13 protein-coding genes are annotated in these 13,598 nt (G+C 67.1%); 4 read left to right on the top strand and 9 right to left on the bottom strand.

The window, feature by feature from the left end; translation table 11 throughout:
• Nucleotides 1-8: 8 nt before the first annotated feature.
• The 7 genes from HH308_RS25475 to HH308_RS25505 all read right to left on the bottom strand — a co-directional run bounded on the left by HH308_RS25475 (nucleotide 9) and on the right by HH308_RS25505 (nucleotide 6,449).
• On the bottom strand, nucleotides 9-386 hold the full coding sequence (locus HH308_RS25475; protein ID WP_170197077.1) for a metal-sulfur cluster assembly factor: 378 nt from the start codon (nucleotides 384-386) through the stop codon (nucleotides 9-11).
• Nucleotides 383-853, bottom strand: coding sequence for a Fe-S cluster assembly sulfur transfer protein SufU (sufU, locus tag HH308_RS25480; RefSeq protein ID WP_170197078.1), 471 nt, complete (start codon nucleotides 851-853; stop codon nucleotides 383-385). The genes HH308_RS25475 and sufU overlap by 4 nt, the downstream gene beginning before the upstream one ends.
• A gap of 3 nt (nucleotides 854-856) precedes the next feature.
• The gene (locus tag HH308_RS25485) at nucleotides 857-2,131 is read right to left on the bottom strand and encodes a SufS family cysteine desulfurase (protein ID WP_170197079.1); all 1,275 of its coding nucleotides are present in this window, start codon (nucleotides 2,129-2,131) and stop codon (nucleotides 857-859) included.
• 28 nt (nucleotides 2,132-2,159) lie between these two features.
• Complete coding sequence (sufC, locus tag HH308_RS25490) at nucleotides 2,160-2,936, bottom strand: Fe-S cluster assembly ATPase SufC (RefSeq protein WP_170197080.1); 777 nt, start codon at nucleotides 2,934-2,936, stop codon at nucleotides 2,160-2,162.
• A 49-nt stretch (nucleotides 2,937-2,985) separates the two neighbouring features.
• Entirely contained in the window at nucleotides 2,986-4,209 is a 1,224-nt protein-coding gene (gene sufD, locus HH308_RS25495) for a Fe-S cluster assembly protein SufD (protein ID WP_246284838.1), read from the bottom strand.
• Entirely contained in the window at nucleotides 4,210-5,667 is a 1,458-nt protein-coding gene (gene sufB / locus HH308_RS25500) for a Fe-S cluster assembly protein SufB (protein ID WP_170197081.1), read from the bottom strand.
• A gap of 77 nt (nucleotides 5,668-5,744) precedes the next feature.
• A complete protein-coding gene (locus HH308_RS25505; protein WP_376767273.1) occupies nucleotides 5,745-6,449 on the bottom strand; it encodes a helix-turn-helix transcriptional regulator in 705 nt (234 codons plus the stop codon).
• A 164-nt stretch (nucleotides 6,450-6,613) separates the two neighbouring features.
• On the opposite strand from HH308_RS25505, the gene mptB reads away from it, so the two are divergent.
• Genes mptB through HH308_RS25520 form a run of 3 tightly spaced genes read left to right on the top strand, consistent with a single transcriptional unit; the run spans nucleotide 6,614 to nucleotide 10,195 of the window.
• Nucleotides 6,614-8,410 carry a polyprenol phosphomannose-dependent alpha 1,6 mannosyltransferase MptB gene (gene mptB / locus HH308_RS25510; protein WP_312870853.1) on the top strand — a complete coding sequence of 599 codons (1,797 nt, stop codon included), beginning with the start codon at nucleotides 6,614-6,616 and terminating at the stop codon, nucleotides 8,408-8,410.
• A gap of 55 nt (nucleotides 8,411-8,465) precedes the next feature.
• Entirely contained in the window at nucleotides 8,466-9,416 is a 951-nt protein-coding gene (locus HH308_RS25515; RefSeq protein WP_170197095.1) for an ABC transporter ATP-binding protein, read from the top strand.
• Between the two features lie 56 nt (nucleotides 9,417-9,472).
• Nucleotides 9,473-10,195 (top strand): ABC transporter permease, encoded by a 723-nt coding sequence (locus tag HH308_RS25520; protein WP_246284850.1) that lies wholly within the window; start codon nucleotides 9,473-9,475, stop codon nucleotides 10,193-10,195.
• Between the two features lie 638 nt (nucleotides 10,196-10,833).
• Here HH308_RS25520 and HH308_RS25525 read toward each other — a convergent pair.
• Nucleotides 10,834-11,829 carry a COX15/CtaA family protein gene (locus tag HH308_RS25525; protein ID WP_170197085.1) on the bottom strand — a complete coding sequence of 332 codons (996 nt, stop codon included), beginning with the start codon at nucleotides 11,827-11,829 and terminating at the stop codon, nucleotides 10,834-10,836.
• Nucleotides 11,830-11,861: 32 nt separating this feature from the next.
• On the bottom strand, nucleotides 11,862-12,227 hold the full coding sequence (locus HH308_RS25530) for a hypothetical protein (protein WP_170197086.1): 366 nt from the start codon (nucleotides 12,225-12,227) through the stop codon (nucleotides 11,862-11,864).
• A 38-nt stretch (nucleotides 12,228-12,265) separates the two neighbouring features.
• Between HH308_RS25530 and HH308_RS25535 the strand changes: the two genes are divergently transcribed.
• Entirely contained in the window at nucleotides 12,266-13,231 is a 966-nt protein-coding gene (locus tag HH308_RS25535; RefSeq protein WP_170197087.1) for a quinone oxidoreductase family protein, read from the top strand.
• Nucleotides 13,232-13,598: the final 367 nt, after the last annotated feature.

A 13,598-nucleotide genomic window follows, 5' to 3' on the forward strand; every position in this document is an offset into this window, starting at 1 on the left:
GTCCGCCGCTAGACAGTGAAGCCGAGCGCCCTCAGCTGCTCACGACCGTCGTCGGTGATCTTGTCCGGACCCCACGGCGGCAGCCACACCCAGTTGATCTCCAGCTCGGTACACAGGCCGCTGGAGACCAGAGCCGCGCGGGACTGGTCTTCGATGACATCGGTCAGCGGGCACGCCGCTGACGTCAGGGTCATGTCGATCTTGGCGACGGCATCGTCGGTCACTTCGATTCCATAGACGAGCCCCAGATCGACGACGTTGATGCCGAGCTCGGGGTCCACCACGTCGCGCATCGCCTCCTCGACGTCGTCGATCAGCGGCAACGCCGTCGCGACCGGCGCCGGTACGGCTGCCTGATCGGTTGTGGTCACGGTGTCTTCACTCATGCGGATTCCTCGCTCACGTCGCCGTCGAGATGCACTGCCTGACTCAACGCGTCCTTGAATGCCATCCATCCCAGCAGCGCGCACTTCACCCGCGCCGGGTACTTGCTCACACCGGCGAATGCTACGCCGTCGCCGATGATCTCGTCGTCTCCCTCGTCGGTGCCGCGGGAGGTCATCATCGCGTTGAACGAGTCGAGCGTCGCCAACGCCTGGTCCACCGGCAGGCCGACGATCTGGTCGTACAGCACCGACGTCGACGCCTGCGAGATCGAGCAGCCCTGACCGTCATACGAGATGTCGGCGACGGTGGCGTTGTCGTCGGACAACGCCACGCGTAGGGTCACCTCGTCGCCGCAGGTCGGGTTGACATGGTGCACCTCGGTGGCGAACGGATCGCGCAGGCCACGACCGTGCGGGTGTTTGTAGTGATCGAGGATCACCTCTTGGTACATCTGTTCCATCCGCACGGCCTACACCGCCCCGAAGAACTTCTGCGCCTTGACGATCGCCGCTGCGAGCGCGTCGACTTCGTCGAGCGTGTTGTATGCGGCGAACGACGCACGTGCCGTCGCGGCGACGCCGAACCGACGATGCAGCGGCCACGCGCAGTGGTGTCCGACGCGGATCGCGACGCCCTCGTCGTCGAGGATCTGGCCGAGGTCGTGGGCGTGGATGCCGTCGACGACGAACGAGACCGCACCGCCCCGGTTCTCGGCGGTCGGCGGGCCGACGATGCGCACACCGGCGATGTCGCCGAGTGCGTCCAATGCTCGCTCGGTGAGCGAATGCTCATGCGCCGCAATGGCTTCCATACCGTATCCGGACAGGTATTCGACGGCGGCACCGAGCCCGACGACCTGTGACGTCATCGGCACGCCTGCCTCGAAGCGCTGCGGTGGCGGCGCGTAGGTGGACACCTCCATGGTGACCGTCTCGATCATCGAACCGCCGGTGATGAACGGCGGAAGTTGTTCCAGCAGTGCCGCTTTGCCGTAGAGCACACCGACGCCGGACGGGCCGAACATCTTGTGTCCGGAGAACGCGGCGAAGTCGACGTCGAGCGCACGCAGGTCGACGGCCATGTGCGGCACCGACTGGCAGGCGTCGAGCACCACCAGCGCGCCGACCGCACGGGCGCGGCGGACGAGCTCGGCGACGTCGGCGACCGCACCGGTGACATTCGACTGATGAGTGAACGAGATCACCTTGACGGTCTCGTCGAGGTCGAGCGAGTCGAGGTCGATCCGGCCGTCGTCGGTGACGCCGTACCACTTCAGCGTCGCCCCGGTCCGACGGCACAGTTCCTGCCAGGGAACGAGATTCGCGTGGTGCTCGAGCTCGGTGATGACGACGGTGTCGCCCGGTCCCAGCGGCTTGCCGCCGAAGATCGAGGCGCTGCGGTCGTCGCCGAGCGTGTAGGTCACCAGATTCAACGACTCGGTGGCGTTCTTGGTGAACGCGATTTCGTTCGCGGTGACCCCGACGAAACGGGCGATCGCTTCGCGCGCGTGCTCGTAGGCATCGGTGGCCTCCTCGGCCAGCTGATGCGCACCGCGGTGAACCGCGGCGTTATGCGTGACGAGGAAGTTCCGCTCGGCGTCGAGCACCTGGACGGGCCGCTGCGACGTCGCGCCGGAATCGAGGTACACCAGCGGTTTGTCGTCGCGCACGGTACGCGACAGGATGGGGAAATCCCGCCGTAGCGCGGCGACGTCGAGCGTGGTGGTATCGGTGGCAATGCTCATCAGACCGCCTCCCAGTGTCAGACGTGGACTATTTGGCGCCAGCCGCCGCGCCGGTGAAGCGCACGTAGCCGTTCTCTTCGAGCTCGTCGGCGAGCTCCGGGCCGGCCGATTCGACGATGCGGCCGTTGACGAACACGTGCACGAAGTCGGGCTTGATGTAGCGCAGGATGCGCGTGTAGTGCGTGATCAGCAGGATGCCGCCGTTCTCGCGCTCCTTGTAGCGGTTCACACCGGCAGACACGACGCGCAGTGCGTCGACGTCGAGGCCCGAGTCGGTCTCGTCGAGGATGGCGATCTTCGGCTTGAGCAGGTCGAGCTGCAAGATCTCGTGGCGCTTCTTCTCACCGCCGGAGAAGCCTTCGTTGACGCTGCGCTCGGAGAACGACGGATCGATCTCCAGCTCATTCATGGCTTCCTTGGTCTCTTTGACCCAATGGCGCAGCTTGGGAGCCTCGCCACGGACCGCGGTGGCCGCGGTGCGCAGGAAGTTGCTCATCGAGACGCCGGGCACCTCGACCGGGTACTGCATGGCCAGGAACAGACCCGCGCGGGCGCGCTCGTCCACCGTCATCCCCAGGACGTCTTCGCCGTCGAGGGTGATCGAGCCGCCGGTGACCTCATACTTGGGATGCCCGGCGATGGCGTACGACAGCGTCGACTTGCCCGAGCCGTTAGGACCCATGATCGCGTGCGTCTCACCCGAGCGCACGGTCAGGTCGACACCCTTGAGGATGTTGATGGGCTCGGCGTCGGCGTCGGACTGGGCGACGTTGACGTGCAGGTCACGGATTTCAAGCGTGGTCATATGGGAGGTGCTTTCCTTGGGCTGTTAGGTTCTGGGATGCGGGTCGCCGTCAGGCGCCGGCGGATTCGAGTTCTTTTTCGACCGCGGCGGAGAGGCGTTCGCGCAGGTCGGGTACGGCGATCTTGGCGATGATCTCCCCGAAGAAGCCACGAACGACGAGGCGTCGGGCCTGGTCCTCGGGAATGCCGCGGGCCTGCAGGTAGAACAGTTGCTCGTCGTCGAATCGTCCGGTGGCGCTGGCGTGGCCCGCCCCGACGATCTCGCCGGTCTCGATCTCCAGGTTGGGCACCGAGTCGGCGCGGGCGCCGTCGGTGAGCACCAGGTTGCGGTTGAGCTCGAAGGTGTCGGTGCCCTCGGCTTCCGGACGGATCAGCACGTCGCCGATCCACACGGTGTGCGCCTCGCGCGCGCGGTTGCCCGGATCTCCCTGCAGCGCACCTTTGTAGGTGACGTGCGAGCGGCAGTTGGGCTGACTGTGATCGACCAGCAGTCGCTGCTCGAGATGCTGTCCGGCGTCGGCGAAGTAGAGACCGAGCAGTTCGGCATCGCCGCCGGGGCCGTCGTAGTGCACGACCGGTGCCAGGCGGACGAGGTCGCCGCCGAGGCTCACGGCGAAGTGGCGGATCACCGCGTCGCGGCCGAGCCGGATGTGGTGCGCGGCGACGTGGACGGTGTCGTCGGCCCAGTCATGGACGTTGACGACGGTCAGGTGCGCCGAGTCGCCGACGATGAACTCGATGTTCTCGCCGTAGGTTCCGCTGCCGCGCTGGTCGATCACGACGACGGCGCGCGCGAAGGCTTCCAGCCGGACCTGCAGATGACCGAAGGCCACCTCGCCTTCCCCGGGGCCGTCAACGGTGACGGTGATGGGGTCGGCCACCTCGACCTCCCGGCCCACGGTGACCACCGTGGCGGAGGTGAACGATGAGTACGACTGTGCCGCGACCCGATCGAAGGGCACACCGCCCTGACCGAGGCGGGCGTCGGTACGCTCGACTGTCTCGGCGGTGACGCCGTCGACGAGGCCCTCGACCGTCACCGTCGCATCAGCGGTACGCACCGCCGACCCGTCGTGCAGTCCGCGCAGGCGGCGGAACGGGGTGAACCGCCACGCCTCTTCCCGCGGGCTGGGTACCTCGAAGGCGTCGACGTCGAACGAGGTGAAAGCCTCGCCCTTGCTGTGCACGACGCCCGGGGTCGCTGAAGTGAGCCCGCTCGCTGCGCTCCCGGCGCTCGTTGACTCCAAAGCCTCGGCTACATTCTCGGCACTCATTTAGCCGACGGCCCCTTCCATCTGCAGTTCGATCAGGCGATTGAGTTCGAGCGCGTATTCCATCGGCAGCTCCTTGGCGATCGGCTCGACGAAGCCGCGCACGACCATCGCCATCGCCTCGTCCTCGGTCAGACCGCGGCTCATCAGGTAGAACAGCTGGTCGTCGGAGACCTTCGACACGGTGGCCTCGTGGCCCATCGTGACGTCGTCCTCGCGGATGTCGACGTACGGGTAGGTGTCGCTGCGGCTGATCTGGTCGACGAGCAGTGCGTCGCACTTCACCGTCGACCGGCTGCCGTGTGCGCCGTGGTTGATCTTGATCAGACCGCGGTACGACGCCCGGCCGCCGCCGCGCGCCACCGACTTGGAGACGATGTTGCTCGACGTGTTGGGTGCGAGGTGGACCATCTTGGATCCGGTGTCCTGGTGCTGGCCCGCGCCGGCGAACGCGACCGAGAGCACCTCGCCCTTGGCGTGCTCACCGGTCAGCCACACCGCCGGGTACTTCATGGTCACCTTGGACCCGATGTTGCCGTCGACCCACTCCATGGTGGCGCCGGCCTCGGCCTTGGCACGCTTGGTGACCAGGTTGTAGACGTTATTCGACCAGTTCTGGATGGTCGTGTAGCGGCAGCGGCCGCCCTTCTTGACGACGATCTCCACAACGGCCGAGTGCAGCGAGTCGGTCTTGTAGATCGGCGCGGTGCAGCCCTCGACGTAGTGCACGTAGGCGCCCTCGTCGACGATGATCAACGTCCGCTCGAACTGCCCCATGTTCTCGGTGTTGATCCGGAAGTACGCCTGCAGCGGGATGTCGACATGCACGCCCGGCGGCACGTAGATGAACGATCCGCCCGACCACACCGCGGTGTTCAGCGCGGAGAACTTGTTGTCGCCGGCCGGGATGACGGTTCCGAAGTACTGCTGGAACAGCTCGGGATGCTCACGCAGACCCGAGTCGGTGTCGAGGAAGATGACACCCTGCTGCTCCAGGTCCTCACGGATCTGGTGGTAGACGACCTCCGACTCGTACTGAGCGGCGACGCCGGCGACCAGGCGCTGCTTCTCCGCCTCCGGGATGCCCAGGCGGTCGTAGGTGTTCTTGATGTCCTCGGGCAGGTCCTCCCACGAAGCAGCCTGCTTCTCGGTGGAACGCACGAAGTACTTGATGTTGTCGAAGTCGATGCCGTCGAGGTCGCCACCCCAGCTCGGCATGGGCTTGCGGTCGAAGATCTTGAGCGCCTTGAGACGCTGATCGAGCATCCACTGGGGCTCGTTCTTCTTACCCGAGATGTCGGCCACGACTGCCTCGGACAGACCGCGCTGTGCGCTGGCACCGGCCTCGTCGGAGTCGGACCAGCCGTAGCCGTACGTGCCGAGCGACGCGATGGTCTCCTCTTGGGTCAACTGCCCAGCACTCGACGCCGTCGTGGGCACCGTGGGATCGGTCACCGTCATGGCAATGCCTTTCTTTCTCGGTTTCGGCGCGGGGGCTGTCGCGTCGAGGGGGTGTGGAGCTACTTGCGAGCGGCCGGTCAATCCACGCGGATCAACGGAACATTGGTGGTGCACGCGCAGTCACCGTTGGCGATGGTCGCCAATCGCTGCACGTGCGTGCCGAGCAATTCGGTGAAGACCGCGGTCTCCGCCTCGCACAGGGCGGGGAACTCGGCCGCGACATGGGCGACCGGACAATGATGCTGGCAGATCTGGACGCCGGTCCCGACGTGGCGGGTGTTGGTGGCGTAGCCGGCACCAGTCAAGGCCGAGGCGATGGCCTCGACCGTCGCCGGGACCGCTTCGGGCGACGCCGCCGGCTCGATGTGAGCGGTGAGCCCCGCGACGCGGTCACGGGCGAACTTCTCCACCGCCTCCTCGCCTGCGACGTCGCGCAACGCGCGCAGGGCCGCGCCGGCGAGATCGTCGTAGGCGTGCCGGAGCTTGCCCCGACCGGCGGGAGTCAGTTGGAACCATTTGGCCGGGCGTCCGCGACCGCGATGGCCGGCCATCACGCCGTATTCGGCGCTCGACGGCTCGATGTCGCCCGCCGCGGTCAGCGCGTCAAGGTGCCGACGCACGCCCGCCGGGCTGATGCCGAGGCGTTCGGCGATGTCAGCGGCCTTGAGCGGGCCGTCTTCGACGAGGAGTTTGATGACCGCGTCGCGTGTTTGACCGTCGGCGGAACCCGGCAGCAGGTCGTCGCCTGCGCCGTGGGCACCCTCGGTCGATCGGTCGGTCACGCTTTTCACAACACCAGTGTGACGTAAATACTTCCCGCCTGCCAAGCAAGGGTTGCCTTATGTCCGGGTCGGGTCGGGCCGTGCACGGTGCCAGTGCGGTTCGCGCGGCCCGGCGTCGAGCGCGGTGCGCCTGCGTGTCGCACTCGGCGGATACAGTCGTCGTCGTGCCCAATGCTCTCCTGGACTACCTCGGATTGACGTCGGAGACCCTGCGTCGAACCGCCAAGCCGGTCCCCGACGCCGACTCCACGGGCGACTACGGCGTCGCGATGGCGCGGATGCACGCCGATGAGCACGAGGTCGGGCCGCTCAACGCCGCCGAATCGCGGCGGCTGCAGCGGATCAAACTGTTCGGCGCGACCGGTTCGATCCTGCTGCTCGTCGGGTCGCTCGGCTCGGGCGCCATCCCCGTGCTGCAGAATCCGGTCGCCGGGATGCGTGTGCTGTCGCTGCCGTCGCGGATGTGGAGCACGGCGCTGACGCTGTCGATCGGCGGCACGATCATGCTGGTCGTCGCATGGTTGCTGCTGGGCCGGTTCGCCGTCGGACGGTTCAGCGTCGAGGTGTATCAGCGGCGCAGCCCGGCCCGGCGGATGACGCGCAAGCAGGCCGATCGCACGCTGATGCTGTGGATCATCCCGATCGCGATCGCGCCGCCGCTGCTGTCCAAGGACATCTACTCCTATCTCGCTCAGTCGGCGATCGCCTACCGCGGCATGGACCCCTATGTCGTGAGCCCCATCCGCGGACTCGGCGTCGACCATGTGCTGACCAGGTCGGTGCCCAATCTGTGGCGCGACACGCCCGCGCCGTACGGGCCGCTGTTCCTGTGGATCGGCGAGCAGATCACCCGGGTGACCGGCGACAACATCACCGCCGCCATCTTCTTGCACCGCGTCTTGGCGTTGGCCGGCGTGGCGTTGATCGTCTGGGCACTGCCCCGCCTGGCCCGACGCTGCGGCGTCTCGTCGGTGGCCGCCCTATGGCTCGGCGCGATGAACCCGCTGTTGCTGTTGCATCTCGTGGGCGGCATCCACAACGAAGCGCTGATGCTCGGACTGATGCTCGTCGGCCTGGAGTTCTGTTTCCGCGGCCTGGACTCGTCACGTGACCTGCTGCGCAGCGACGACGTCGGATGGACGCGCTTTCTGCCCAGTTCGGCGGGCTGGATGCTGATCCTCGGTGTGGCCGTGATCTCGGCGTCGGCGATGGTCAAGGCGACGTCGATTCTGGCGTTGGCGTTCATCGGCGTCGCCCTGGCCCGACGCTGGGGTGCGACGCTGCCCGCGCTGCGCCACGCGCCGCGCAATCAGTGGTGGGCGCGGTCAAAGCAGTCGGTCTACGCGCTCGCGGCGTCGGCGACGGTCACCGGAACGGTCCTGATCGTCGTGGTGGTCGGCATCTGCGTCGGGACGGGCCTCGGATTCGGCTGGACCAAGACGCTGAGCACCGGCGACGTCGTGCGGTCGTGGATGTCGATGCCGACGCTGCTGTCGGTGACGTCGGGGCGGTTCGGCATCGGGTTGGGCCTCGGCGATCACACCCAGGCCATCCTCGACGTCGTGCGGCCGGTGGCGCAGCTCATCGCCGGGCTGTTCATCATCCGGTGGATGCTCGCGACGCTCGCCGGCCGCCTGCATCCGGTGGGCGCGCTCGGCATCGCGATGGCGACGGTGGTGCTGCTATCGCCGTTCGCGCAGGCCTGGTATCTGCTGTGGGCCGTCGTGCCGCTGGCCGCCTGGGCCACTGGACGCTGGTTCCGGCTCGGTGCGATCGCCATCTCGGCGATCATGGCGATCGCCGTCATGCCGACGAGCTCCAACACCAGCGGCGTCGTGCTCGCACAGGGCGTACTCGCCGGTGTGATCATGGTCGCCGTGCTCACGGCGCTGTTCTTCGAAGAGTTCCCCTGGCAGAAGCGGCGTCGGGAGCGCGCCGAGCGGGCCGACACACCCGTGTGAGGCAGCTAACAACAGCGCCGAGGCGACTTCGGCGTCTGCGCGGTCACCGCATAGGCTGAGCGGCGTGCCCGTGGACATCGAAGACCCGAAACCGGCCCTGCGAGTGCGCGGTCTGGTCAAGAAGTTCGGGACGCGAACCGCGGTGAACGGGCTCGATCTCGACCTTCCCGCCGGCAGCGTTCTCGCGCTGCTCGGACCCAACGGTGCCGGCAAGACGACCACCGTCGAGATCTGCGAGGGATTCACTGCCCCCGACGCCGGCGTCGTCGAGGTCCTCGGACTCGATCCCGGCTCCGACAACGACGAGTTGCGCCGCCGGGTCGGCGTGATGTTGCAGGGCGGCGGCGCCTACCCCGGCGCGCGCGCGGGCGAGATGCTGCGACTGTGCGCGTCGTATTCCGCCGAGCCGCTCGACGTCGACTGGCTGCTCACCGAGCTCGGGCTGACCGAGGTGGAGCGCACACCCTATCGTCGACTCTCCGGCGGCCAACAGCAGCGGCTGGCCCTGGCCTGCGCCATCGTCGGACGACCGGAGTTGGTCTTCCTCGACGAGCCCACCGCCGGCCTCGACGCTCACGCCCGAATCCTGGTGTGGGAGTTGATCTCCCGGCTGCGCGACGACGGTGTGTCGGTACTGCTGACCACCCACCTGATGGATGAGGCCGAGGAACTCGCCGATCGGATCGTCATCATCGACGCCGGGCAGGTGGTGGCGTCGGGCACACCGGAGGAACTGACTTCACGCGGCGCCGACGGCGAGTTGCGGTTCACCGCGGTCGGCGACGTCGACGTCGTCGCACTCGGTGCCGTGCTGCCCGACGGATATCGGCTCACCGAGTCGACGTCGGGAACGTTCGTCGTGGTCGGCGACGTGACGCCGAACGTCATCACCGCCATCACCGCATGGTGCGCGGCGCGCGACGTGCTCATCACCGACCTACGCGTCGACACCCGCAGCCTCGAGGACGTATTCCTATCGTTGACCGGCCGGGAGGTCCGCTCGTGAATCGGTTCGCCCCCGGGGTCTTCACGCCCCGACCGAAGGCCGCGTCGTTGCCGCAGATGCTCGCGGCGCAGTCGCGGTTGGAGTTCGTGCTGCTGTTGCGCAACGGCGAGCAGTTGCTACTGACCATGTTCATCCCGATCACACTGTTGGTCGGACTGTGCCTGCTGCCGCTCGATACCAGCCTCGGCTCCGACTCGGCCGCGCGTGCGACGACTTTCGTCCCGGCGATCCTCACCGTCGCGGTGATGTCGACCGCGTTCACCGGACAGGCCATCGCCGTCGGATTCGACCGGCGCTACGGGGCGCTCAAACGCCTCGGCGCGACGCCGATTCCGCGTTGGGGCATCATCGCGGGCAAATCGATCGCGGTGACCGCGGTAGTGATCCTGCAGTCGCTGATCGTCGGCGCGATCGGGCTGGTCTTCGGGTGGCGGCCCGACGTCGCCGGGCTGCTGCTGGGCGCCGTCATCATCGCCCTGGGCACCGCCGCGTTCGCCGCGCTGGGACTGCTGCTCGGCGGCACGCTGAAGGCCGAAGTCGTTCTGGCCCTTGCCAATCTGATCTGGTTCGTGCTGCTGGGCATCGGCAGCCTGGTGGTGCTGTCGTCGTCGATTCCGAACTGGGTGCACTGGGCCGCGCGCTGCTCACCGTCGGGTGCGCTCACCGAGGCGCTCAGTCGGGCCGCCGCCGGCTCATTCGACGCCTTCGGCGTGGTCGTGTTGGCCGTGTGGGCCATCGTCGGCGCGGCCGGCGCCGTGCGCTGGTTCAAGTTCTCGTAGCCTTGTCACTCCGTGTTTGACCGGGCCGGAGTGTTCCGCCGGTGGTTGAACCGGGCTGCAATGTTCCGCCGCTGGTCGTCCGCTGGGTGAGCCGGGCCGAAATGTTCCGCCGCTGGTCATCCGCCGGGCCGGAATGTTCCACCGCTGGTTGAGCCGGGCCGAAGCGCTAGCGTAGGCCCGTGTCGAAACCACACACGTACGCCGACGTCGAGACAGGCCGCGGTCGCGTCGGTTTCGACTCGCTGCGCTCGCTCAACCTGGATCCACCGGCCGAAGCGCCCCTGCTGGTTGAGCCGGACGAGCGCCGTGCTGAGCGAGGCAGCTAGCTGAGTCGAAGTAGCGCTAGCCGAGTCCGTGTCGAAACCTCTCAGCCACAACGACTTTCGATGATGTGCGCCAATATCGTCGATGTCACCCGGCAAGTGACGCGTGTGCACACCACGGGTGCACACGCCTCGATGTTCGATACCATCACGGTTCGACACGTGCGCTACCATCAAATGCATTGTGGTACAGAGGTTTCGACACGCTCGTCGCTAGCGCTCCTCGCGGCTCAACCAGCAGATCGAGTGCCCCGACCGGTGAAACCCGACTCAACCCACCAGACCGACGCGTGACCACCCACCCACGAGCTCATCTCACCCGGCGAAATGCGGGACCGCGGTCACTTCGTCGCGGGCCATCCGTGGCTTCATCACCTGGAACAGGATCATTGTCTCGGCGATGACCGAGCACGCACCCGCGACGTGCAGCACGACGAGCAGCGCCGGGACGTTCGTGAAGTACTGCACGATGCCGATCAGCGATTGCGCGCCCGCGACGACAAGCACGATCACCGCGCGGCGTCGAACGACATCAGCGGCGCCACCGCGCCAGATCTGCGCCGTCGCCGACACGATCAGCACGAAGTACAACGCGACGAGCAAGCCGTGAATCGTGGTGAGCATTGGGATGCTGGCATTGAAGCGGTCCATCGCTTCGGGACGCGTGCGGTCGCCGGCGTGCGGCCCGGCACCGGTGACCGTCATTCCGGCGGTCAGCACCAGTGCCATCACAACCGCCGACCACGCGACCAGATTGCGCGACGACTGCGGGGCCTGCGAGGTGATGACCCCGTCGTCGGGTTGTCCGACCTTGACGTACAGCGTGGCCGCCGCGGCGACCATCGCGCATGACACCAGCATGTGCGACCCGACGACCCACCAACTCAGTCCGGTGAGCACCGTTATGCCGCCGAGGACGCCTTGAAACAGCGTCGACGCGGGCATGATCCAGGCGTAGATCAGGATCTCGCGCCGACGTCGAGCGCGGAGCACCGCGAGAACGATTGCCGCCGAACAGGTTACGACGATCCACACGGCGATCTGCCGATTACCGAACTCGATCGCCTGATGCCACCAGGGCACTTGATTGGAGGCCAGCGGGACTAGCGAATCGTCGAAGCATTTCGGCCAGGTCGGGCAACCGAGACCCGACGCGGTGACGCGGACGATCGACCCGGTGACCGCGATGAGCGCCTGGCTGAGCAGTACCGCGAGGGCGATCCGACGCTGCGTTCGGACGGTCGGGAGCGGCAGAAAGTCGACGAGTCGCAGGAAACCACGGTATGCAACGTTTTGACCCACGCTGCTCATACTACGGCCCGTCGTAGATAGCGGTTCACGCCCTACAGCGACGCGCGATTGCGGGGCTTCGGGAAACGGGTCTGCCGGGCAACCCAGCCGGCCATCTTGCGGTAATGCGAGGGCTTGACGGTCGTCGACGAGACGAGGGCGCGATCCCATTCACCGATGCTGAGTCCGTCGACGGCGTTGACCACGGCTTCGGCAGTCGCGACGTCGGCGACGACGCGATCACCGAGGATGCCGCCGTCGGCTCCGACCAGGGTGATCCGGACTCCGGCTGCGCCGATCGGCTGGATCACCGCGGTCGCCTCGCCGCTCTCGCGGGAGACGAACTTCTGGATCGACGCCACGACGTGGCCGGGCGCCTCGACGGCGGTCGGTTCGATGGTCGTCGTGTCTTCGCTCATAGCCGCCAAGCATACTTCGTCGTGTAGAACTGTTAGCCATGCGGGCGATACAGGTGAACGCGCACGGTGGACCGGAAGTACTGACCTACGGAGAGGTGCCGGACCCCTCCCCAGGCCCCGGGGACCTGCTGGTGGAGACCACTTCGGTGGGCGTCAACTTCATCGACACCTATCTGCGACGCGGTCTGTATCCGTCCCAGCCGCCCTACATTCCAGGGGCGGAAGGGGCCGGTGTGGTTCGCGCCGTCGGCGCGGATGTGACTCATTTCTCTGTCGGCGACCGCGTCGCCTGGTGCGACGTGCCCGCAAGTTACGCCGAATTGGTCGCGGTCCCCGAGGCCAAGGCCGCCCGGGTGCCCGCCGAAGTCTCCGACGAAGTTGCCGGAACCCTCCTCCTGCAGGGGCTCACCGCGCACTACCTGCTCGACGGCAGCGCTTATCCGCAGGCCGGCGACACCATTCTGGTTCACGCGGGTGCAGGCGGCGTCGGGCTGCTGCTCACGCAACTGGCCCACGCCAAGCATCTGCATGTCATCACGACGGTGTCGACGGACGAGAAAGCGGAACTATCGAAGGCTGCCGGGGCGACCCACGTGTTGCGCTACGCCCCCGACCTCGGCGCCCAGGTCCGTCGCCTCACCGACGGCAAGGGCGTCCGCGTGACCTACGACGGCGTCGGCAGGGACACTTTCGACGCGAGCCTGTCGTCGACGGCGATCCGCGGAACCGTCGTCGTGTTCGGTGCCGCCAGCGGACCGGTGCCGCCATTCGATCTGCAGCGGCTCAATACGTCGGGATCACTGTCGCTGACGCGACCCACCCTGGCCCATTTCATTTCCGACCCCGACGAATTCCGTTGGCGCGCGGGCGAAATCTTCGACGCGGTGCAGTCGGGCAAGCTGTCGCCGCGGGTGGGCCAGACCTATCCCCTGGCCGAGGCTTCGCAGGCACACACCGACTTGGAGTCGCGAGCGACGACGGGGTCGATCGCGCTGATCCCGTAGAAAGTCGACGTCGGGCAGATTGCACTCTGCGCGCTCAGGGGCGGCGAGGGAAATACTCCCTCGGCAGGCACAACGAGACAGAATCCACTCCACCCGACATCGGGACAGATTGCACTCTGCGCGCTCAGCCACGGCAAGGGAGATACCCCCTCGGCAGGCACCACGGGACAGACTGCACTCGGCCCGCTCAGCCACGGCAAGGGAGATACTCCCGCGGCCCGACGACGGGCAGATTCCACTCCACCCGACGGGCAGATTCCACTCTGCCCGCTCAGTCGCGGCGAGGGAAATACTCCCTCGGCAGCCACCACGAGACAGAATCCACTCCACCCGACCACGGGACAGATTGCACTCAGCCCGCTACTAG

The organism is Gordonia asplenii (assembly GCF_012933505.1).
Lineage (GTDB): Bacteria > Actinomycetota > Actinomycetes > Mycobacteriales > Mycobacteriaceae > Gordonia > Gordonia asplenii.

What these genes read in the sequence shown, in the direction of transcription:
- HH308_RS25475 (WP_170197077.1), bottom strand. Translation starts at nt 386, where the DNA reads ATGAGTGAAGACACCGTGACCACAACCGATCAGGCAGCCGTACCGGCG.
- HH308_RS25485 (WP_170197079.1), bottom strand. Translation starts at nt 2,131, where the DNA reads ATGAGCATTGCCACCGATACCACCACGCTCGACGTCGCCGCGCTACGG.
- sufC (WP_170197080.1), bottom strand. Translation starts at nt 2,936, where the DNA reads ATGACCACGCTTGAAATCCGTGACCTGCACGTCAACGTCGCCCAGTCC.
- sufD (WP_246284838.1), bottom strand. Translation starts at nt 4,209, where the DNA reads ATGAGTGCCGAGAATGTAGCCGAGGCTTTGGAGTCAACGAGCGCCGGG.
- sufB (WP_170197081.1), bottom strand. Translation starts at nt 5,667, where the DNA reads ATGACGGTGACCGATCCCACGGTGCCCACGACGGCGTCGAGTGCTGGG.
- HH308_RS25520 (WP_246284850.1), top strand. Translation starts at nt 9,473, where the DNA reads ATGCTCGCGGCGCAGTCGCGGTTGGAGTTCGTGCTGCTGTTGCGCAAC.
- HH308_RS25525 (WP_170197085.1), bottom strand. Translation starts at nt 11,829, where the DNA reads ATGAGCAGCGTGGGTCAAAACGTTGCATACCGTGGTTTCCTGCGACTC.
- HH308_RS25530 (WP_170197086.1), bottom strand. Translation starts at nt 12,227, where the DNA reads ATGAGCGAAGACACGACGACCATCGAACCGACCGCCGTCGAGGCGCCC.
- HH308_RS25535 (WP_170197087.1), top strand. Translation starts at nt 12,266, where the DNA reads ATGCGGGCGATACAGGTGAACGCGCACGGTGGACCGGAAGTACTGACC.